Source organism: Tenacibaculum xiamenense (genome assembly GCF_964513065.1).
In the GTDB taxonomy this organism is placed as follows: domain Bacteria; phylum Bacteroidota; class Bacteroidia; order Flavobacteriales; family Flavobacteriaceae; genus Polaribacter; species Polaribacter xiamenense.
Window position 1 is genome coordinate 314,900 of record NZ_CAZEQU010000034.1, and the last position, 22,292, is coordinate 337,191.

15 protein-coding genes are annotated in these 22,292 nt (G+C 32.4%); 6 read left to right on the plus strand and 9 right to left on the minus strand.

Going from position 1 to position 22,292, the window contains the following annotated elements:
* Positions 1-32 precede the first annotated feature (32 nt).
* The gene (locus ACKTTV_RS16075; RefSeq protein WP_408031885.1) at positions 33-1,304 is read right to left on the minus strand and encodes a replication-associated recombination protein A; all 1,272 of its coding nucleotides are present in this window, start codon (positions 1,302-1,304) and stop codon (positions 33-35) included.
* Positions 1,305-1,420: 116 nt separating this feature from the next.
* On the opposite strand from ACKTTV_RS16075, the gene ACKTTV_RS16080 reads away from it, so the two are divergent.
* Positions 1,421-2,137, plus strand: coding sequence for a rhomboid family intramembrane serine protease (locus ACKTTV_RS16080; RefSeq protein WP_408031886.1), 717 nt, complete (start codon positions 1,421-1,423; stop codon positions 2,135-2,137).
* Between the two features lie 23 nt (positions 2,138-2,160).
* On the opposite strand, the gene rlmB is transcribed toward ACKTTV_RS16080, so the two are convergent.
* From rlmB to ACKTTV_RS16105, 5 genes are all read right to left on the minus strand, one after another.
* The gene (rlmB, locus tag ACKTTV_RS16085; RefSeq protein ID WP_408031887.1) at positions 2,161-2,901 is read right to left on the minus strand and encodes a 23S rRNA (guanosine(2251)-2'-O)-methyltransferase RlmB; all 741 of its coding nucleotides are present in this window, start codon (positions 2,899-2,901) and stop codon (positions 2,161-2,163) included.
* Positions 2,902-2,986: 85 nt separating this feature from the next.
* Complete coding sequence (locus ACKTTV_RS16090; RefSeq protein ID WP_408031888.1) at positions 2,987-4,462, minus strand: RagB/SusD family nutrient uptake outer membrane protein; 1,476 nt, start codon at positions 4,460-4,462, stop codon at positions 2,987-2,989.
* 6 nt (positions 4,463-4,468) lie between these two features.
* Positions 4,469-7,633 (minus strand): SusC/RagA family TonB-linked outer membrane protein, encoded by a 3,165-nt coding sequence (locus tag ACKTTV_RS16095; RefSeq protein ID WP_408031889.1) that lies wholly within the window; start codon positions 7,631-7,633, stop codon positions 4,469-4,471.
* 201 nt (positions 7,634-7,834) lie between these two features.
* Positions 7,835-9,331 carry a choice-of-anchor Q domain-containing protein gene (locus tag ACKTTV_RS16100; protein WP_408031890.1) on the minus strand — a complete coding sequence of 499 codons (1,497 nt, stop codon included), beginning with the start codon at positions 9,329-9,331 and terminating at the stop codon, positions 7,835-7,837.
* 56 nt (positions 9,332-9,387) lie between these two features.
* Entirely contained in the window at positions 9,388-10,431 is a 1,044-nt protein-coding gene (locus ACKTTV_RS16105) for a glutaminyl-peptide cyclotransferase (RefSeq protein WP_408031891.1), read from the minus strand.
* Between the two features lie 190 nt (positions 10,432-10,621).
* Between ACKTTV_RS16105 and ACKTTV_RS16110 the strand changes: the two genes are divergently transcribed.
* The 3 genes from ACKTTV_RS16110 to ACKTTV_RS16120 all read left to right on the plus strand — a co-directional run bounded on the left by ACKTTV_RS16110 (position 10,622) and on the right by ACKTTV_RS16120 (position 13,595).
* Positions 10,622-10,873 carry a type B 50S ribosomal protein L31 gene (locus ACKTTV_RS16110; protein ID WP_408031892.1) on the plus strand — a complete coding sequence of 84 codons (252 nt, stop codon included), beginning with the start codon at positions 10,622-10,624 and terminating at the stop codon, positions 10,871-10,873.
* 92 nt (positions 10,874-10,965) lie between these two features.
* Entirely contained in the window at positions 10,966-12,477 is a 1,512-nt protein-coding gene (locus ACKTTV_RS16115) for an FMN-binding glutamate synthase family protein (protein WP_408031893.1), read from the plus strand.
* Between the two features lie 32 nt (positions 12,478-12,509).
* Complete coding sequence (locus ACKTTV_RS16120; protein ID WP_408031894.1) at positions 12,510-13,595, plus strand: methyltransferase; 1,086 nt, start codon at positions 12,510-12,512, stop codon at positions 13,593-13,595.
* A gap of 18 nt (positions 13,596-13,613) precedes the next feature.
* Here ACKTTV_RS16120 and ACKTTV_RS16125 read toward each other — a convergent pair whose 3' ends face one another.
* The 3 genes from ACKTTV_RS16125 to gcvP form a co-directional block, all read right to left on the minus strand.
* Positions 13,614-14,282, minus strand: a complete 669-nt coding sequence (locus ACKTTV_RS16125; protein ID WP_408031895.1) for a TonB-dependent receptor — start codon at positions 14,280-14,282, stop codon at positions 13,614-13,616.
* A 178-nt stretch (positions 14,283-14,460) separates the two neighbouring features.
* On the minus strand, positions 14,461-16,125 hold the full coding sequence (locus ACKTTV_RS16130; protein ID WP_408031896.1) for a hypothetical protein: 1,665 nt from the start codon (positions 16,123-16,125) through the stop codon (positions 14,461-14,463).
* 340 nt (positions 16,126-16,465) lie between these two features.
* Positions 16,466-19,315: an aminomethyl-transferring glycine dehydrogenase gene (gene gcvP, locus ACKTTV_RS16135; RefSeq protein WP_408031897.1), complete on the minus strand. Its 2,850-nt coding sequence runs from the start codon at positions 19,313-19,315 to the stop codon at positions 16,466-16,468.
* Positions 19,316-19,443: 128 nt separating this feature from the next.
* Between gcvP and ACKTTV_RS16140 the strand changes: the two genes are divergently transcribed.
* Both ACKTTV_RS16140 and serA read left to right on the plus strand, forming a co-directional pair.
* Complete coding sequence (locus ACKTTV_RS16140) at positions 19,444-20,262, plus strand: UbiA prenyltransferase family protein (protein ID WP_408031898.1); 819 nt, start codon at positions 19,444-19,446, stop codon at positions 20,260-20,262.
* Between the two features lie 124 nt (positions 20,263-20,386).
* Complete coding sequence (gene serA / locus ACKTTV_RS16145) at positions 20,387-22,288, plus strand: phosphoglycerate dehydrogenase (RefSeq protein WP_408031899.1); 1,902 nt, start codon at positions 20,387-20,389, stop codon at positions 22,286-22,288.
* Positions 22,289-22,292: the final 4 nt, after the last annotated feature.

The following is a 22,292-nucleotide window of genomic DNA, read 5'->3' on the forward strand; positions in this document are numbered from 1 at the left end:
AAGGAGATGTTTAAAACACATCTCCTTTTTTATTAATAATTGTATTTATTCTTCCAACGTTGCTTTAAAGTTTCTCGGAATTGATTTTCGCGAGCATTATTACCTGGTTCGTATAATTTAGTGTTTTTTACTTCGTCAGGCATGTATTCCTGATTAATAAAATTCCCTTGATAATTATGAGAATATAAATAATCTTTCCCATAATCAAGGTCTTTCATTAACTTAGTAGGAGCATTTCTTAAATGTAGTGGTATAGGTAAATCTCCAGTTGTTCTTACCAAGCTCTGCGCTTCGTTTATTGCCATATAAGAAGCGTTACTTTTGGGAGAGTTAGCTAAATATACAGCGCATTGACTTAATATAATTCTTGATTCTGGATTACCAATTACTGAAACAGCTTGGAATGTATTATTAGCCAGAATTAAGGCGGTAGGATTTGCATTTCCTATATCTTCAGAAGCCGAAATTAGTAATCTACGTGCTATAAATTTTACATCTTCACCTCCTTCAATCATTCTTGCTAGCCAATATACGGCGGCATTTGGATCACTCCCACGAATTGATTTTATAAAGGCAGAAATAATATCATAATGTTGTTCTCCTGTTTTGTCATATCTTGCCGGAGTCTTTTGGATTTTTTTTAAAACGAGGTCATTTGTTATTGTAACCTTATCTTCTGTACTTACAAGTAAATCAAAAGTATTTAATAATTTTCGAGCATCACCTCCAGAAACTCTTAATAAAGCATCCGTTTCTTTTAATGTTATTTCTTTCTTAGAAATAATTTCATCTTTTTCTATTGCTCTGTTCAGTAAAGCAATTAAATCGTTTTTATCAAATGAATTAAGTATGTAAACTTGGCATCTCGAAAGAAGGGCAGGAATAACTTCAAAGCTTGGATTCTCAGTTGTGGCTCCAACTAAGGTGACCCAACCTCTTTCTACTGCTCCAAGTAATGAATCTTGCTGAGATTTACTGAATCTATGGATCTCATCAATGAAAAGAATGGGGTTCTTTTGAGTAAATAAACCACTACTTTTTTTTGCCTTTTCAATAACTTCTCTAACATCTTTTACACCTGAGCTAATAGCGCTTAAAGTGTAAAAAGGGCGTTCCGATTCTTTAGCAATGATATTAGCAAGTGTTGTTTTTCCAATACCAGGAGGTCCCCACAATATAAGCGAAGGAATTATTCCTTGTTTGATATGATTTGTTAAAATACCATTTGGTCCAACTAAATGTTGCTGACTTATATAGTCTTGTAATGATTTTGGTCTTATTCTTTCCGCTAAAGGTTGGCTCATTTTAAAGAGAGTATTTTAAGTCAAAGTTACTAATTATTTTGACTAAATTTAGTTCAAATGATTATGACAAAATAGCATAGAATTTCATTTGGATATATTTTTGATAATAACATATTATGAGTGAAAAGTATGAACTTAAGTTTTCGGATAGTATGATTGTAATACCATTTGTGATGGTATTTGTAATATGGTTTATTTATTGGATTGAAATTAAGTTTGGATTAAATTTTAATAAGTATGGTGTTTATCCAAGGTCTTTTGTTGGATTGAGAGGAGTTTTTTTTTCGCCATTTATACACAGCGGTACAAGTCATTTATTCAATAATTCTATTCCGTTATTTGTTTTAACGAGTATCATGCTTTATTTCTATCGAGAAGCGGCTATAAGGACTTTATTATATGGTGGTCTTATAACTGGTTTTATGACATGGGTAATTGGAAGAGAGTCTCATCATATTGGTGCTAGTGGAATAGTGTATTTGCTCTTTAGCTTTGTTTTTTTTAGTGGGATATTAAAGAAACATTTTAGATTAGTTGCGGTATCACTAGTAGTGATTTTTTTATATGGGAGTATGGTTTGGTATGTATTTCCAATAAAAGAGGGAATTTCTTGGGAAGGGCACCTATCAGGTTTTTTGGTCGGATTAATTTTAGCTATTTTTTACCGAAAGAAGGGTATTGTTAAGGAGAAGTTTGTTTTTTCAAGGAATGAATTTGACGATATGTTCGATGACGAAGGAAATTATATTCCTCCTGTTGTAGAAGAAGAGGAAGAACTTCTCGATAAAGAAACAATACGATATCGATATATATATAAAGAAGATTCAGAATAGCACTGAATCTCCTTCTTTTTATTTTATAATGAACGCTGCCTTACAGTTTCGTACAAAAAAGCACCACAAGCAACTGATACGTTAAGAGATTCTATTTCTCCTAATAAAGGTAATTTGGCTTTATAGTCGGATAACTTTAAAACCGAACTACTAACTCCTTTATGTTCTGACCCCATTACTATACCAATTGGTTGATTAAAATTAACATCGAAAATAAGGTCTTCAGTTTTTTCAGTAGCCGACACGAGTTTTATATCGGCAGATTTTAGATGAAATATAGCATCTTTAATATGATCAACTTTACAAATAGGAATTTTAAAAGCAGCGCCCGCTGAAGTTTTTATTGTTTCAGCATTAACTGGTGCGCTTCCACTTTTTGGAATAATAATACCATTAACCCCCGTACATTCCGCAGTTCTTATTATGGCTCCAAAATTACGAACATCCGAAACTTGGTCTAAAAGAAGAAATAATGGTGTATCGTTACTTTCTAAAGTAGTCGAAATTAAAGTATCAAGATCACTAAACTCAATAGGAGCAATTTTGGCTACAGCTCCTTGATGATTATTATGTTTAGATAATCTATCAAGTTTTTCAGCTGGAACTAAGCTCGTAGAAATTTTATTCTTTTTTGTCAGTTTTTCTAATTGGTAAAATAAGTCACCTCTTAGTCCTTTCTGGAGATAAACTTTATTAATTGAAGAACCGCTTTCTATTGCTTCAATAATTGCTCTAATACCGAAAATAATTGTGTTTTCTTGCATGCTGCAAAGGTAATTTAATTATTACAAATAAAAAAGAGACCGATACAACGGTCTCTTCTTGTTATAGAATAATATTTATATTATCTTATAATGGGTTTTGGTCCACTACATTAATATCTGGGTTGTTATCAAGCTCTTCAATTGGTATTTGGAATAAGAACTGATTATCTGTATAAGGGAAGTTAAATAGACCGAAAGCAGTATGATTTGTTCCAGGATAATCTCTATTTAAATCAACTTTATTACGCTTCATATCAAACCAAGCGAATCCTTCACCCCATAATTCAATTCTTCTTTGTAATAAGATTTCATTGATTAAATCCTGACCAGTGTTAGTCGATTGGGTATATCCACTATCTCTAGCGCTAACTAATTGAAATAACACAGTTTGAGCTTGAGAATCATTTCCTGCTCTAGCCAATGCTTCAGCTTCATTTAAATACATCTCAGCAACACGCATGTAAACATAATCTCCTTCGAAGAATGTAAAATCAAAGAACTTAGTATTTGCATATTTAGGCAAAGAACCATTTCCATCCGCAAAATTTTGTTTTCTAATATCAGTTGCAGGAATCGCATCATATAATTTAGCATCAATACTTTTATAAATACCTAATAAGCCCGCGTATCCAGGGTTTCCAGAGGCTACATGAGAAAAGAAAGAAGCATAGATTGTAGAAGTTTCTGAATTTATATCAGCTCCCCACATCCATTCAGAGTTAGAAATTAAAGAAAAACCATCATTTACATATGAAGAGTTAGTCATTAAACTACCAGAAGCTTTTGCTTCGCTCGCTAATTGAGCACATTTGTTGTAGTCAGTACCAGTTTCTAAAAGAATTCTAGAATAGATTCCAGCAATTACTGCTTTGTTTAATTTCTCTTTAGACGCTCTTGTGTATCCAGTTATATTATTGTATGCCCAATCGATGTCAGATAAAATTTGATCATAAACTTGTTGAACAGTTGCTCTAGAAGTAATATTTACATCACCAGCATAAAGAGGAACACCAGCAGCACCTTGATTTCCTTGATAGGTGTACTGATAAACCCTAATCAACCCGAAGTAAGAAAAAGCTCTTAACGCTAATGCTCTAGCTCTCAAATGAATTAAAGCGCTATCAGTTGCATCAACAGGTATTTGTTCAATTACAGAGTTAACATTTCTAATGATAGAATAATAATAGTTAAAGTTTATTTTAGTCGTAGAAAAGTTTTGTACTCTTCCTCTGTAGGCATAGTAGTTACCAAACCAATGATCTTGAACCTGAACCATATCATTTGATAATAAGTCCATTCCAAGGTCTATCGATTTTTGACCAAAGTCATCATGACGTGAACCTGTAACTTCGAAATTAGTTGCAAACTCGCGCATAAAGGCGTATTGCCCATCTTCAACACCAATATTAATAAGCAAAGAAGCTTCAGGTGAAGAGTTCGCTAGATCTTCTAGCTGCTGATCAGATACTAATCTTTTAGTATCAAAATTCAATTCATTATTACATGATGTTATAACTAAGGATAGCAAGGCTAACCCAAACATCGATTTAATTATTTTCATTTTTTCTTAAAGTTTTAAATTAACACCAATAGTCGCATTTCTTACAAGAGAGAAGTTATTATTATTGTTCGTTCCTGTAACACTTAAACGAGGGTCATATCCCTGACGTTCACTCCATAAATATACATTATCAATAGTACCGTATATTTTCAATTCGTCTATTCCTAGTTTTTCAGTTAATTGTCTATTAAAGTTATATGAAATGTTGATGTTCTGTAAACTTAGATACGAAGCATCTATAAGTTGCAATGAAGATGCATTATAATAGTTCAAATCATTATTTGGAACAACAAGAGGTAATGGTGCCGAAGTGTTATCTGGCGTCCAAGTTTGTGTGAAAAAATCTTCATGGTAATTAGTACCAGCATTTCCAGATAATAATCCATTGTATGTATTATCAACCCCATAACCACCAATCTGGTAAGCAAAATTGATTCCTAAGTTCCAACCCTTATATCTTAAATTTGTTCCAAATCCTCCATATAAGTCTGCAATAGCACTTTTATCTAAGAAATAACGTGTAGCTTCTGAGTGATTTTCAGTTAATTCACGTTCACCAGTTGGTTCACCAGTAGTTGCGTCAAGAACATCTATATAAAACTGAGCAGCACCGTTGGCACTATTCACTCCAGCAAATTCTCTTCTAAAGTAGTCAAAAATAGATCTTCCTTCAACGTATCTAAAGTTACCTGCATCTACAAACTCTCTAGGTAGTCTTGTAATTTCATTTTTATAATGAGTACCATTAATACCAACAGACCAACCAAAATTCTGATTATTTATGATTTGACTATTAACGGTAAATTCGAATCCTTTGTTAACCATATCTCCAACATTTTCAGGGAAAGGAGGAAGTCCTGAAGAAGGTGGCTGTGGAGTGTTAAATAATAGGTCTGAAACTTCCCTTTGGAAATACTCAAAATCCACACTGAAAAGACCATCAAATATATTTAGTTCGAAACCTGTATTAAAGTTTGTAGATTTTTCCCATGTTAAATCTTCATTACCTTGGTAAGCTAAAGACAATCCGAAGTTTCCATTATTATTGGTAACTGTAAATTGGTCTTGATAAGCCAAATAATTTCTCCTTGTTAAACCAGGATAAATAATTCTATCATTACCTTGCTGTCCTAAACTGGCTTTTAGTTTTAACTCATTTAACCAAGATGCGCCTTGCATAAATGACTCTTCTGAAATTCTCCATCCAGCACCAAGACCATAGAAGTCACCCCATCTATTTTCAGGACTAAATACTGAAGAAGCGTCACGTCTATAACTTGCATTTAGGAAATACTTATTTCTGAAGTTATAGCTCAGTCTACTAAAATAACCCTCGACAGCATAATTATATTCGTTATTATTAACTCCCTGAATATTAATACCTAAATCAAGAACTGTTTCATCTGGCAATAAAAATTGAGTTTTTGATCCAGATAATACGACATTATCAGTTCTAGCATATTCATGTCCAAGTAATACATCAAAAGAATGGTCACCGATTGTTCTATTCCATGTTAATAACTGTTGCTGAGTTAATGTAAATGTTCTATCAGCTTGAGGAGTTGATCTACCTCCTACAGATCCAGCATCACCTCCAACACCTGTATCAAAAGAAATTAAATGTCTTGAGAATAGATCTGCTGATAAGTTATATCTGAACTTTAAACCTTCTAAGAAAGGAATGTTATATTCAAAAAATGCTTGACCATTAAGATTATCAACTGTTCTTTTCTTAATATCTAATAAGGCTGTAGCATATGGGTTTGCAAATGACCCGTAATTTCTTCTTTGAGGAGTACCTCCTGTACCATCTCCAAAATCATAAATATGTACACCGTTATTATCAAGAATTGGATTACCATCTAAATCATATCCGAAAACAGGATAAATAGGCGCAATAGACCTACTCCAGCTAAATGCACCTGCAATACCTCCTTGATCAGGAACGTTTTGAAGAGTATGCGAATAATTTATTAAACCACCAAGACGGAATTTATCATTGAAATTATGATCGATAGAGAAGTTTGCTGTAACTCTTTCAAAGTTCGAGTTAACTAAGTATGCTTCATTTTCTTCATGCCCTAATGAGAAATATACCTTAGAGTTTTCTCCACCACCATCAGCACTCACGAAACTCTTGGTAGAAAAACCATCTCTAAATAAATAATCGGCCCAAGGCTCATGATAAAGTAATTTTGCATTGGAATTTAGTTTTCCTGTAGTTGGGTCAATAACTTGGTTGTTAGGAACATTATAAACATTATAACCAAGTTGATACCCTAAGTTTGCATTATCTATAATTAAATTCTCAGCAGCAATATTTGCGGCATCCGAAGGAGTATTACCATTATTAATTAAGAAGTTCTTCATTGCCATGAAGTGAGCTTCGTAAAACCTACCTGGATCTGTAATAGCATTATAATCTTCAACTGCACGAGTAGATATAGTAGTACTTACATCAGCTCTAATACTTAAACTTCCTGTCTTTCCTTTTTTAGTAGTTATAATAATAACCCCGTTTGATCCTCTACTTCCATAAAGTGAAGCAGCTGCTGCATCCTTTAAGACAGTAAATGATTCAATATCATTTGGGTTAATAGAGTTGATACTACCTGTAAATGGTACACCATTAACAACATATAAAGGGTTACTAGAAGCATTTATTGAACCAATACCTCTAATTCTTACAGTAGGTGCAGCACCTGGCTGTCCTGAGTTGTTTAATACCTGAACACCAGCTACTTTACCAACAATACCTTGTACAACATTCGATTGTCTTACTAACTCAAGCTCTTCAGTTTTAACAACTCCAACCGATCCAGTAAGCGATTCCTTAGATTGAGTACCATAAGCAACAACAACAACCTCTTCAAGTAAGTTGTCATTTTCTAAAAGTACATTAATTTGGTTGGAACCGTTAACTGCTCTTTCAACAGTTTTCATCCCAACAAAACTAAATACAAGGATATCTCCTGATTTAGCTTTTAAAGAGTAGTTTCCGTCAAAGTCCGTTTCAGTACCTTGTGTAGTACCTTTTTTTAAGACTGTAACCCCAGGTAATGGACCTGACTCATCCGAAACAGTACCCGAAATTGTTCGGTCTTGTGCAAAGGAAATTTGCACAACCAACGCCAGCAATAGCGTTAAAATTCCATTAAACTTTGTTCTCATTATATAATTATTTGAATTAATTAGTTGCTAAAATCTTAAATAAATCTTAAAGAAGCAATTTTTTAACAAAAAAAATGAAGCGAAATTGCCTTAAAAATAAAGGAATTCCTTCATTTTGAGGAATATTTACTAATCTTCAATATGTTAACGAATTCTAAATTTTAAAAAAAGAGAATTTGATATAATTTAAGAAAAAAGAAACTATTCTTCTACAAACTGAAAAGCCCCGATATCTATTGATGGTATTCTTGGGGTACCCTTTATATCTAAATTAAGGGATGTGGGTGTGCCATTTCCGATGGCATTGCTGTTGCTTAATAAGGAAAATAAATTTTCAAGTGGAGCGTTAAAATCTGGAAGTCCATTAATAATATTGTTTTGATAGTGGGATGTGTTATTGAAATTTAGTTCTTCCACATTAGCATAAACATTATTTAAATCATCAAATCGAATTAAGCAGTTATTAAAATTATAATTAAATGCACTTGAACTTAATTTGTCAAGAACTAACTCAACATTGTTATTTCCTTCAATTATTGAATTAGAGAAGTTGGCCTCGATTAAATCCCTAATTTCAGTAACATCTTCATTATTATCATTTTTAAAAGTAAAATGATTGTTTATAATTACTGAGGGGAGTTGTCTCAAACTGCTATTCCAATAGTTGGCAAAAGTGGCATGATTGAAATTGTATTTTCCACCATGGGTACAAGCTAATGATGCACGTCCCGCACTTCCAATAACTAGATTAGTACCAACAATATTGGTGTTTCTTCCGAATAAACCATAAGCGGAGCAATCATATATTTCTGTATTATGTAATGTAATTGATGGTGAGTCTGTTAAGCCTTCGACCAATATCCCAACTACTGCATTTTTTATAATCACGTCTGATAATATATTGTTAATACTACCGTGTCTGAACCATATAGTTCCCCACTGACCAGGAACTCTATTGAATCGATGCTCTAAACGGTCTCCTTGAAAAGTGATTTTTTCTTCTAAAGTACCATTGGCGATCAAAGTTGCATTACTATCGACAATTAGTCCTGAATTATTATGAAAATGAATTTTAGCACCTTTTTCAATGGTAAGTGTTTTTCCTGAAGGTACAGCGGCATACCCATAAATGACGTAAGGTTTTTCCGCCGTAAAATTCAATTCGTCATCAGTTAAGTAACGTCCTTGTATGTTAGTTTCTTCACCATCGATAGTTAAGGTTTCTACTTCTAAACCGTTCCTGTTTGGGAAGATGAAAGTAGCGTCTTGAACCAAAGTAACTAGATCTACATCTTGTTCATTATTACCGTTGTCGAATAAGATTTTGTCTGTGTACAAAGGATCGGTTATTGACGCGAAGTCAATTGTAGTTTCAACGAAAATGAATATGCTGTCTTTTGCTAAAATATCTATATTATCAAACTCTTTACCAGGTATGCCATCAACATTTAAGCGGTAGTTAGATGTTGTACCATTTTGGAGTTTTATTGATGGAATTGTAATGGCATCATCACCTCTATTGTATACCTTCAGATTATAAGTTGATGAGCCGATATTGCTGAATATTGTATCCAAGAAGACAGTGTCTTTTGAAAACTCTAAATTTCCATAATTTGGTATCGTATCAAAATCTTTTCTACAAGAACCTATAGAAAAAATTAGAATAACAAGTCCGACAACTAATACAGTAGATCTCATCAAAATATTTTAGAAGAAAGGTTTAATGGTTCTAAAATAACAATTTTAAAAGGAATTTATTGTTTAATAATTTCTATTTCAAATAATTTATTCCAGTATTTACCTGTAACAAAAATTCTGTTATTTTCTTTATCATAGGCAATTCCGTTTAAAACCTCATCTTCATCAACTAGATTTTGAGTTTTTTTCATTTCTTTAACTAAGTCAGTAAGGTTAACAATTCCTTCAACGGTACCATTCTTTGGGTTTATTATTGCAATAAGTGGTTTTTTCCAATAATTTGCATAAATTTTTCCATTAATAAGTTCTAACTCATTTAGTTCCTTAATGGTTAATTTATTGGTGTATACTTGAATACTTCTCTTTTCTTTTTGGTCGCTTGGATTTAAAAACCAAATTTTATTTGTTCCATCAGATTTAATCAACTCAGATTCATTATGTGTTAAACCCCAGCCTTCATTACTTTTATTATAATCAAAACTACCAATTTTTTCGAAGGTATCTAACGAATAAATAAAACCTTTACGAGCTTGCCAAGTAAGCCAATAGATTTTATTGTCGAAAATTGTCATTCCTTCTCCGAAGTACTTCTTATCTAGGTCTGTTTTTTGAAGAACTTTTCCAGTTTTTATGTCTACTTTTCTTAGACTAGATTCACCTCTTCTACCTGTAGATTCGTATAAATATCCGTTGTGATATTCAAGCCCTTGAGTATAGGCTTTGTTGTCGTGAGGATAAGTGTTTATTATTTTGAATCCAAGTAATTTAGGTGCTTTGTTTGCAAAAACTTCAATAGAGTTATTTAGTTTTTTCGATTTATTTGGATAAAAAGCTATGGCAGTAATCAAGTGCTTTCCAACTCCAAAATCTGAAGTGTTAAAAGAAACTGTTGTTTCATTTTTGTTAACCCTCTTCTTGTTTACATATATATGAACTGAATCAATTTTATCGCCCTTTAATTGTTCAAATTTAATATTTGCTTTTGCTCCTAAGTTGGCTTTTTTAGTGGCATTAAGCTTAAATTTGTAGTTGTTTTCACTACATGATATTAGTAGTATTCCAGCTAAACAGATAAAAGCAAGGTGTTTATAAATGTTCATAATAAAATGATATTTGTATTCAAGTTTGTTTTTGACCCTACAAATTAAAACAATTTATTGTTTGGAAATTAAAAAAAAGGGTTAAATTTGCACCCTCAAATAGCCATTGCAGGTTTTTGATTTTTGTGAAGGCGCCTAAAGCTTTACCAACTTTGAGCAATTTCATTATAAAATTTAAAGTAATATTAAGATGAAAAAAGGTATACACCCAGAAAATTATAGATTGGTTGCATTCAAAGATATGTCAAACGGAGATGTATTTATTACTCGATCTACTGCAAACACAAAAGAAACTTTAGAAGTTGAAGGAGTTGAGTATCCATTAATCAAATTGGAAATTTCAAGAACTTCTCATCCTTTCTATACTGGTAAGTCTAAGTTAGTTGATACAGCTGGACGTATCGATAAATTCAAAAGCAAATACGCAAAATTCAAGAAATAATTTGAATTTTTTACAATATAAGAGCTCTGATTATATCAGAGCTTTTTTTATGCAATAAAACTTGCTATTTTTAGAATCTAAAACTTGATTATATGAGAGATACGATACTTGCTGTTGTCATAGGTTTAAACGTTTTGTGTGGGGTGCTAACGTTTTTTATGCCTGAAATGGGGAATTTTATTTTATTAAGCATTTCAACTGGTTTTACATTATTAGCGCTTTTTGATGCTTTTGTTCAAAAGAAACATTCATTGATGAGAGCTTTTCCAATTGTTGCGAGATTACGATGGGTTTTTGAAGAAGAACGCGAAAAGATTCAGCAATACTTTATTGAAGATGATTTAAATGGAACTCCTATTAACAGAGAAAAAAGAAGTATTGTGTATCAGAGGTCAAAAAAGGAAATTGAAACAATACCATTTGGTACTCAACATGATGTTTATAGAAAAGGATATGAATTTGTAAAGCATTCACTTTTTCCTACCGACCATCATCATATTGCGGGAGAAAGGGTTTTAATTGGGTCAGATAAGTGTTCTCAAAAGTATAATGCGTCAATAATTAATATTTCTGCAATGTCTTTTGGTTCATTGAGTAAGAATGCTATCATGGCTTTGAATCAAGGGGCTAAGCTTGGTGATTTTGCCCATAATACCGGAGAAGGTGGAATTTCACCGTATCATTTACAGGGTGGTGATTTGATATTTCAAGTAGGAACTGGGTATTTCGGAGCAGGTGAAACCAAGAATGGAAAGAGGGTTTTTAACGATGAGATTTTCAAAAAGAATGCAATCAAGCCAGAAGTGAAAATGATTGAGATAAAATTTTCTCAAGGAGCTAAGCCTGGACATGGTGGAATTCTTCCAGCGAAAAAGAATACAGAAGAAATAGCTAAAATCAGATCGGTAGAACCATTTACGAGAGTTGATTCACCTCCTCGTCATTCATCATTTTCTAATTTTAAAGAAATGATTGCATTTATTCAGAAAGTTAGAGATTTGAGTGATGGTAAACCTGTTGGAGTTAAATTTTGTGTTGGTAATACAGATGAAATTGAATCTATGATAAAAGAGTTTGCTGATTCAAATAACTATCCTGATTTTATTGCTGTAGATGGTGGAGAAGGAGGTACCGGGTCGGCACCATTAGAATTTACGAATTACATTGGTACTCCTTTAATTGAAGGATTGGTTTTTGTGAACAAAACATTGAAAAAATATGGTTTGAGAGATCAAATTAAAATTATAGCTAGCGGTAAAGCAGTTGATGCCTTTGATGTTGTAAAATATCTAGCACTTGGAGCAGATGTAATAGGAATGGCAAGAAGTTTTATGCTTAGTTTGGGGTGTATTCAAGCCCGTGAATGTAACTTAGATACCTGTCCGGTTGGCGTGGCAACTCAAGATGAAGATTTGGTTGAGGCTTTGGTTGTTAAGTATAAGAATGAAAGAGTAAAAAATTACCATCAGAAAACGGTGGCTGCTGTAAAAGAAATGATTGCGGCTATAGGGAAAGAATCTATTTCAAATGTTGAAGCTAAAAATATATTTAGAAGAGATAAGAGCGAGAAAATAGCTTCACTAGATGAAATATATTACAACTAAATATTAAGTGTTTAAAAAACAAAATATACTAATTGGTTTTAGATACAAATAGGGGGAAGTTTTTATTAAAACGATATCCTGAAACAAAAGATAATAATTTACGTGCTTGGAGTAATGCTGAGTTAATGGTGCTGGATTTCATAGATGACTGTAGTGATAAAAAAATTTATACGTTTAACGATCGATTTGGTGTTTGGAATTGTGTTTTGAATGATCTAGATGTTCGGTCCGTGGTTACTCATGCAAGCCAAAAAAAAGCAATATCGGAAAACTTAAAAAGAAATTCATTGAATATCGATGTGCCATATGTAAATCCATTAGATGAGTATATTGATATTGATTTGGCGTTGATAAAAATCCCAAAATCTTTAGAGCTTTTCGAACTCTTTTTGCATAATATACATAGAAGTGCTCACAAAAACACACGTGTTATTTGTTGCTTTATGACCAAATATTTCTCTAAAAGTATATTGAAGATAGCGGAATCATATTTTGAAACCACTGAACAAACAAAGGCTTGGAAAAAGGCTAGACTATTGGTTTTGAAGAATCCTAAGAAAGATATACCATCTAAAGAGTTAATAAACTCCTTTGAGTTTAAGGGCAAAAGATTTATGCAATATTATGGTGTTTTTTCTTCTAGTGGAATTGATATTGGAACAAAGTTCTTTCTTGAGCACCTCAAAATAAAAAATAATGAAGTTAAGGTACTTGATTTAGCTAGTGGTAATGGGATTATTGGGTATGTGGTAACTGAACAAAATCAAGAAGCTGAAGTTACTTTTGTTGATGATTTTAACCTTGCCATAGAGTCTTCTAAGCTTAACTTAGCTAATAAGAAAGCGGTGTTTAAGTGTAGTGAAACGATCGAAGATCTTAAAGGAAGCAACTTTGATATTGTAGTTTCTAACCCTCCGTTTCATTTTGAGTTTGAAAATAATATTGAAGTAAGCTTATCTTTATTTAAAATGGTGTTTGATTGTTTAAAAATTGGAGGCCGTTTTGTGTTAGTAGCAAATAAACATTTGAATTACAGAACGCATTTGAGTAATATATTTACTTCAGTTCGAGTCATAAAAGAAAATAGGAGGTTTGTGATTTATGAGTGTTTGAAATAGTATTTCTAAGTACTCGTTTTAAAGGAATATTGCTAGACCAAAAACTAAGTTTTCAGAATTGAAATCTAAATCGAAGTTATTAGAGGTGATCTCTTGATATGGATTATCAGATGTGGTAGAAGCTATGTTGTAGGTTAAAAAACCAAAACTAGCTTCAAAAGCAATATTTTTTGCTAGGAAAAAAGTAATTCCTGGTCTTACTCCTAATTCATAAATGTCAGATATGTTGTTTGTAATAGAGTAATCGCTTGGAAAAGTTTGAATACTCTCAATTTTCTTAGTGATATGAGAATATCTTAACTCTCCTTGTAAAGAGAATAAAAGCTTTTTGTCAACATTGAAAAACTTCTTTAAGAATGCAAAAACACTATATGAGTTATACTTTTTATTGTATGTGAAGTTGGTACCGTTAAAATTTTCATTGTCATTATGAGTTATACTTCCACCAAACCCAGCAGCCAAATTATCATTAAAAAAATAACCGAATTTTGGAGAAACACTATAGCCAAATGTTTTGCTTTCCGGTGACCTGTCAATATTATTTATGTTTCTGTTTTCTGAAGTAAAAGCCAACCCTCCTGATATGTACCAGTCACCGCGATAGATTGTTGTAACCTGCCTGCCTTTTTGACAATAGGAGTGTGTAGTTATAAATAAGGTTATAGCAATTAATAATAGTCTTTTCATAAGACTGATTTTTAAATTTGGTGCAAAAATATTTTATTGTTCATTATCAACCTAATTTTTAAGCGAAAACTAATGATAGACTAATCAATAGAAAAAACAAGCTTCTTGTCAGGAAGCTTGTTTCATGGTTAAAAGAATAGGTGAAATCAAAAGATAGTAATGATGATTCCCTATGTTGTTAATAAACGTTCGATTTGCCTATTCTAAAGTTGAATATTTGTGTACTCGCCGGATAGAATTCTTCTCCATTATTCATTACATTTGATTGGCTTGCTCTGCAATAAACAACATTAGATTCATCTGGAAAAACTAAAGAATTAGTAACATTAGAGTTTGTTTCAGGAAAGTTTGGAAATTCGAAAATAGTAAATAAACCGTGATAGTCGAAAACTCTATTAAGATCTGCTAGAAATTTGTTTGAAGGGCTGCAAGCTTTTACTGGGGCATCAAATGTTCTCATGATATTTAAGTTAAGATCAAGTTGATGGTTTTCCCAAAAAATGTTTTGTGTGTCTCGTGTAAGGAATAGTTCAGGTGTTTCATTGGTAACTATAGTGGTACTAATTGGAGTAGTGTTTAATGTCATTAAGTCATTGCTAACAGAATATTTATATAACTGACCATTATTAGAGCCACTTTTACCGGCATAGATTGCGTTATTTAGAAAGCTAAATTTTATTCCAGAGAATGTCATTGGATTTACGATTGGACCAATTAGTTTGCTTCCAGAATTACCATCGTAAATAGTAAACTTTGAGCCATTCATTGTAGGTGAATTACTATAACATAGCAATGTGTTATTCATAGCTATTTCTATTCTTTCAATACCCCATCCTTCCGTATGTGTTGTAAATGTTGAAGCCTCCAAATTATTGAGGTCAAGCTTTGTTATTTTATCGCCATCAATTTGAGATAAGAAAAGATAAGAAGCGTTTTGAGAAATTACTAAATCAGTAAAAAAATCTTCTGTTAGTATGTGGGATGAGATTTCAAAAGTATCTTCAGTTTTATCGATAACAACTAATCCATAGTTACTTGCTGTATAGTCTTTATGTCCTACTAGGGCATAAAGTTTTGGTCTAATAGGGTCTTTGATTATTTTTCTTAAGTAATATGGAAACTCTATAAATTCACCAGGATGCATACTTTCAATATTACTGCCGATTATATGGTCCTTTGGTGTTTCAGTTTTTACGACAATTTGATAATCTTTATCTTCCGTAAGAGATTCAAAGTTTTCACAATTGTATTCTAGTGTATTAATATCATAAATTTCCGTAATAGGGGTGAAGTTTTCACTAAATACTTGATATGAAACAAAATCATCTCCATTGTACTTTGTCCAGTTTAATTTTACCGATTTGCTAGTGTTATCTGCGGTTAATTTGATGTTGTTGGAAAGCATAATAGAATCTTTTGAAATAATATCCTTTCCGTTTATAGATGCTTCAAAATATATTGTATGTAAACCTTGGCTTAGTTTTTTGTGTAGGTCACTTTCAAAGTAATTGTTTGGAGTACCTTTAAAAAGTACGCCATCAATACTACTTTTCCAAACTATTTCAACATCAGTATTAGTGAGATTTGATGATTCGTTCGAGTAATTTACTTGAACACTTCCTTGAAACAATTTTTTTTCTTCAGGGTTTTCAAAAATTCCGTTGGTTCCATTATCCGAGTAAGAGTAATCTCTCGTTTGAATAGGAGAATTAATTTTTGCAATAATTTCTAAAACTTCTACAGTTTGATCTGGTTCTGTAGGTTGCTCGGGGGCTAATTCATCTTCATGGGCACAACTTCCAAATATTGTTATAAATAACAATAATAATGCATAATTTTTCATTTAAGGTTAAGGTTAAGGTTGAACTTTTAGGGGGGTAGTAAGCCTTACCTTTTTGATTTGCTAAATTTTATAAATTAGGGGTTATTTCATTTGTAAAATTTATAAGATTTCAGATTGGGTGGATCTGATTTCTATTCTAAAGATACGAAGTATTTAAAGTTAATTCGTACGGTTTTCCGTAAGTGATAGGGGTTTTTCGGTTAATAGTCAGTAAGTTAAGATGAATGGTTAATCTAGCGATAATCTGCACTCATTAAACTAAACTTCGAAAAAAGAAAGGATAAAATGTATAAAAGAGAAGTAAAAAGGAGTAACTCACAAGTTACTCCTTTTAGTATTATTAAGCTTCAATATAATCTTCAATAGGATTACAAGAACAGATCAAGTTACGATCTCCGTATGCATCATCGACACGACGCACAGTTGGCCAAAACTTGTTTTCCGCAATATAATCTAAAGGGAAAGCAGCTTCTTTACGTGTGTAAGGTAGGTTCCATTCATCCGAAGTAAGCATTTCCTGTGTATGAGGTGCATTTTTCAATACATTATCTGTATTGTCAGAAGAAGCGCCATCAATTTCTTTTCTAATAGAAATTAAAGCATCGCAAAAACGATCCAACTCCTCTAAACTTTCACTTTCAGTTGGTTCAACCATAATAGTTCCAGCTACAGGGAATGAAACCGTTGGCGCATGGAATCCATAATCCATTAAACGCTTAGCAATATCAACAACTTCAATACCATTTTGTTTGAAGGATCTACAGTCAAGAATCATTTCATGAGCAGCTCTTCCCATTTCTCCAGTATAAAGTGTGTCAAAGTGTCCTTGTAAACGCTCTTTCATATAGTTAGCATTTAAAATAGCATACTTTGTTGAATTGGTTAAACCATCAGCACCTAACATGGTAATGTATCCATAAGAAATTAAACAAGCTAATGCCGATCCCCAAGGAGCAGCTGAAATTGCTGTAATTGCTTTTTCTCCTCCTGTTGCTATTACAGGATTTGTTGGTAAGAAAGGTACTAATTGAGGTGCTACACAAATTGGACCAACACCTGGTCCTCCACCTCCATGAGGTATAGCAAACGTTTTGTGTAAGTTTAAGTGACAAACATCAGCTCCGATAGTTGCAGGATTGGTAAGTCCTACTTGAGCATTCATATTTGCACCATCCATATAAACCTGCCCTCCGTTGTCATGTATAATTTGCGTGATTTCTTTAATGGCTTTTTCGTAAACTCCATGTGTAGATGGGTATGTAACCATTAGTGCAGCAAGATTATCCTTATGTAATTCAGCTTTGGCACGTAGATCTTCTAAATCAATATTACCTTTTTCGTCAGTTTTGGTAACAACAACCTTCATGCCTGCCATTACAGCTGAAGCGGGGTTGGTTCCATGTGCAGAAGCAGGGATAAGACAAATATTTCTGTTGTCATCACCATTTGCTTGATGGTAAGCTCTTATAACCATTAAACCAGCAAACTCACCTTGTGCTCCTGAATTAGGTTGTAAAGAAGTTCCCGCAAAACCTGTAACTACATTAAGTTGGTTTTCTAAGTTTTTCAATACTTCTTGATAACCTTGTGCTTGATCAACTGGAACAAAAGGGTGAATATTACCCCATTGTGGGTTGCTCAAAGGTAGCATTTCGGAAGCGGCATTTAATTTCATAGTACATGATCCTAAAGAGATCATAGAATGATTTAAAGCTAAATCTTTACGCTCTAATTTCTTTATATATCGCATCATTTCTGTTTCAGAGTGATACGTGTTAAAAACGTCATTTGTTAAAAAGTCAGTATTTCTTAATAGGTTTTCAGAAATAGGACTAGTAGAACTAAATTCAGCAATTGTAATGTCTTGAATATTGAAAGCCTGCTCGAAACAATCTACAATGTCGTTAATTTCATTCAAACCAACAGTTTCATTTAACGAAATAGAAACATGATTATCATCAATATAATTAAAATTAACACCGTTAGCTTCGGCAGTTACTCTTAGTTTTTTAGCTTCAACCTCAACTAAGATAGTATCAAAATAAGATGTATTCTTTTGTTTAAAACCTAGCCTTTCTAAAGCAGCTGCAAGTGTAGTTGTTGCATTATGAACTCGATTGGCAATGTACTCTAAACCTTCTTTTCCATGATATACAGCATACATTCCTGCCATAACAGCTAACAAAACTTGTGCTGTACAGATGTTAGAAGTGGCTCTTTCACGCTTAATGTGTTGCTCACGTGTTTGTAATGCCATTCTAAGTGCGCGTCCACCATCTTTATCTTTAGTAACTCCTATAATTCTTCCAGGAATACTTCTTTTATAAGCTTCTTTAGTGGCAAAGTAACCTGCATGAGGCCCTCCATAACCTAAAGGAATACCAAAACGTTGTGTAGTACCAACAACGACATCAGCACCAAATTCTCCAGGAGCTTTTAATTTTACAAGTGATAAAATATCAGCAGCAACAGCAACTTTAATGTTGTTTGCATTTGAAGAGGCTATAAATTCAGTATAATCATATACTTGTCCATGTTTTCCTGGATACTGAACAATTGCTCCAAAAAATTCATCTGAAAAATCAAAATCTTCATGGTTTCCTATTACTAATTCTATTCCAATTGGAATAGCTCTAGTTTTAAGAACAGATAAAGTTTGAGGTAATATTTCATTTGAAACGAAAAATTTATTTGCTCCTGCTTTTTTCTTACTTCTTTCTCTTACATCAAAAAGAAGAGCCATTGCTTCAGCAGCGGCAGTACTTTCATCTAGTAAAGAAGCGTTTGCCAACTCCATTCCGGTAAGATCACAAATTAATGTTTGATAGTTTAACAAAGCTTCTAATCTTCCTTGTGCGATTTCCGCTTGATAAGGAGTATAGGCGGTATACCAACCTGGATTTTCTAATATATTTCTTTGTATTACACTTGGTAAAATAGCTTCATGATATCCTAAACCAATGTAACTTTTAAAAACTTTATTTTTTTTAGCCAGCTCATTAATATGATTTAAATACTCATATTCACTCAATGCTGGTGCTAAATCTAGTTCTTCATGTAAACGAATATCATCAGGAATTGTCTCATAAATTAATGTGTCTAAAGAGTCAACACCTATTGTTTTTAACATTTTTTCTTGATCCGAAGAGCGTGGACCAATATGTCTTAATTGAAATGAATTTGTGTTCATTTGTGCTGTTTGTTTTAGGTGGTTCAAAAATAGCGAAAATTGCTGATTTCTAGCATATCTTTTTCATAGCAAATTGATTATTTATTATCATTATATTAAATAATGAACAGATATGTTATTTTTGTTTAATGAATTACTTAAAAACAGCCATAAAATTTTACATAAATTCAAGTATTCATGTTGCCCTTTCTGTGTGTAGTTTTTTGAAAATCACAGAATTATATTTAGGGCTTCCAAATAACGAGTGGCTTCTTAATTTTGTTTTTTTTGGAACCATTACAGCTTATAATTTTGTTAAATATGCCGGAGTAGCCAAGCTACATCATAGAAGTTTAACAAATAATTTAAAATTAATTCAAATATTCTCATTTTGTTGTTTTTTGTTGTTTAGTTACTATTTTTTTCATTTAAAACAAGAAACACTATTTTTAATCGTGCCTTTTGGAATTGTAACTTTGTTGTATGCAGTTCCTTTTTTTGGAGGATTTAGAAAAAATCTTCGGAGTATAAGTTATCTAAAAATACTTATTGTTTCATTGGTTTGGAGTGTTGTAACTGTAATTTTACCTGCCTATGATTATGGTTTAGAGAAGTTAGATTTAATTAAAACTCTATTGATGGCACTGCAAAGGTTTTTGTTTGTCTTTGTATTAATACTTCCGTTTGATATACGCGATATGAAATATGATGCAATATCACTGCAAACAATACCTAAAAGAATAGGAGTTAAACAAACCAAGAAAATAGGATTTATTATTCTTTCTATTTGTTTGGTTTTAGAGTTTTTAGTGGATGGTGGAATGAATTTCTCGAAAAGCTTTTTAATTATTTTTTGCACTACTTTGTTCTTGTTAATGAGGGCTTCAGAAGAGCAAACACCGTTTTACAGTTCTTTAGGAGTGGAAGCGATTCCTATTGTATGGTGGCTTTTACTTATAATTTTATAGCTTATTGAAGCTAAAAATGATTTTTTTTAAGTAAAAACTAGTTAGATTAAAAATGTTATGGTTTTGTGATACTTTTTTAACAGATCCTTTGTACTTTGCACATCACAACACAATACACTAAACCATGAATACAGTGAGTACTATAAAACGAAATTTTATATTTGATTTTGACAGTACATTGACCAAAGTTGAGGCATTAGATGTTTTGGCTGAAATTACTTTAACAAACAATCCTAAAAAAGATGAAATTATTCAGGGGATTGTTAATCTTACTAACCTTGGAATTGACGGGGAAATTTCATTTACAGAATCGTTAGAGAGAAGAATTAAATTATTAAATGCGAAAAAATCGGATTTAACACTTTTGATTGACGAGTTAAAGAAGAAAGTTTCAAAGTCCATAGAAAGAAACAAGGAGTTTTTTGAAAATTACTCCGATGATATTTACGTAATATCTGCTGGATTTAAGGAGTTTATTGTTCCAATTGTAGCAGAATATAATATTCCTGCAGACAGAGTTCATGCGAATACGTTTGAATTTGATGAAAATGGAACAATCATTGGTTTTGATAGAGATAATGTTTTATCAAAACACAATGGTAAAATTAAATGTTTGAAAGATTTAGAGCTTGAAGGAGAAATTCAGGTTATTGGAGATGGTTATAGTGATTATGTAACCAAAGAAGCCGGAGTAGCGGATAAATTTTTCGCATATACCGAAAATGTATTAAGAGATAAAACGGTTGCAAACGCTGACCACGTTGCACCTAATTTAGATGAATTTTTATTTGTAAACGATTTGCCAAGAAATATATCATACCCTAAGAATAGAATTAAAATGCTTTTGCTTGAAAATGTTCATGCAGATGCTAAAAAGAGATTAACAGAAGATGGATTTTCAGTTGAAACTGTTTCGAGAAGTTTATCTGAAGACGAGTTGGTTGAAAAAATAAAAGATGTTCATGTTTTAGGAATCCGTTCAAAGACTCAAGTAACTAAGAGAGTAATTGAAGCTGCTGATAAGTTAATGGTAGTTTCGGCATTTTGTATTGGAACCAAGCAAATTGACTTGGAAGCTTGTAAAGAGAAGGGAATAGCTGTTTTTAATGCTCCATATAGCAATACACGTTCAGTAGTTGAATTGGCTATAGGAGAAATAATTATGTTAATGAGGAGCGTTTTCCAAAGAAGTACTGAAATTCATGACGGGCAATGGAATAAAACGGCACAGGGATCAAGAGAAGTTAGAGGTAAGAAACTTGGTATTGTAGGGTACGGTAATATTGGTAAACAATTATCTGTACTTGCAGAAGCTTTAGGAATGGATGTTTATTACTATGACGTTGAAGATAAGTTAGCTCTAGGAAATGCAACTAAAATAAATTCACTAAATGAATTATTAAGTATTTCAGACGTGGTTACTTTACATATTGATGATAATGCCGCTAATAGAAATTTTATAGGTGAAGAAGAAATAGCTCAAATGAAAGACGGAGCTCATTTAGTAAACCTTTCTAGAGGTTTTGTTGTTGATATTGATGCGTTAGTTGCAGCTCTTGAGTCTGGAAAAATTGCTGGTGCGGCCATTGATGTTTATCCTGAAGAGCCGAGGAAAAATGGCGATTTTTATACAAAGTTAAAAGGTTTAAATAATGTGATTCTAACACCTCATGTTGGAGGAAGTACAGAGGAAGCGCAAAGAGATATTGCCGATTTTGTACCTAGTAAAATTATGGCTTATATCAATTCTGGGAATACTGTAGATGCGGTTAATTTCCCTAATATTAGGTTGCCAAAACATAAAAATGCACATAGATTTTTACATATTCATAAAAATGTTCCAGGAGTTATGGCTAAGATCAATGAAGTTTTAGCCAAATATGAATTAAACATTACTGGGCAGTATTTATCAACTGACGAAAAGGTGGGGTATGTAATTACCGATGTAGATAAAAAATATAACCAAGAGGTTATAAGGGATCTTAAAAAAGTTGAAGGAACGATTAGATTTAGAGTTTTGTACTAGTCGC

Coding starts and splice junctions, on each gene's coding strand:
- rlmB (WP_408031887.1), bottom strand. CDS start 2,901: ATGCAAGAAAACACAATTATTTTCGGTATTAGAGCAATTATTGAAGCA.
- ACKTTV_RS16080 (WP_408031886.1), top strand. CDS start 1,421: ATGAGTGAAAAGTATGAACTTAAGTTTTCGGATAGTATGATTGTAATA.
- ACKTTV_RS16105 (WP_408031891.1), bottom strand. CDS start 10,431: ATGAACATTTATAAACACCTTGCTTTTATCTGTTTAGCTGGAATACTA.
- serA (WP_408031899.1), top strand. CDS start 20,387: ATGAATACAGTGAGTACTATAAAACGAAATTTTATATTTGATTTTGAC.
- ACKTTV_RS16130 (WP_408031896.1), bottom strand. CDS start 16,125: ATGAAAAATTATGCATTATTATTGTTATTTATAACAATATTTGGAAGT.
- ACKTTV_RS16140 (WP_408031898.1), top strand. CDS start 19,444: ATGAATTACTTAAAAACAGCCATAAAATTTTACATAAATTCAAGTATT.
- ACKTTV_RS16100 (WP_408031890.1), bottom strand. CDS start 9,331: ATGAGATCTACTGTATTAGTTGTCGGACTTGTTATTCTAATTTTTTCT.
- ACKTTV_RS16110 (WP_408031892.1), top strand. CDS start 10,622: ATGAAAAAAGGTATACACCCAGAAAATTATAGATTGGTTGCATTCAAA.
- ACKTTV_RS16115 (WP_408031893.1), top strand. CDS start 10,966: ATGAGAGATACGATACTTGCTGTTGTCATAGGTTTAAACGTTTTGTGT.
- ACKTTV_RS16095 (WP_408031889.1), bottom strand. CDS start 7,633: ATGAGAACAAAGTTTAATGGAATTTTAACGCTATTGCTGGCGTTGGTT.
- ACKTTV_RS16075 (WP_408031885.1), bottom strand. CDS start 1,304: ATGAGCCAACCTTTAGCGGAAAGAATAAGACCAAAATCATTACAAGAC.
- ACKTTV_RS16125 (WP_408031895.1), bottom strand. CDS start 14,282: ATGAAAAGACTATTATTAATTGCTATAACCTTATTTATAACTACACAC.
- ACKTTV_RS16090 (WP_408031888.1), bottom strand. CDS start 4,462: ATGAAAATAATTAAATCGATGTTTGGGTTAGCCTTGCTATCCTTAGTT.
- gcvP (WP_408031897.1), bottom strand. CDS start 19,315: ATGAACACAAATTCATTTCAATTAAGACATATTGGTCCACGCTCTTCG.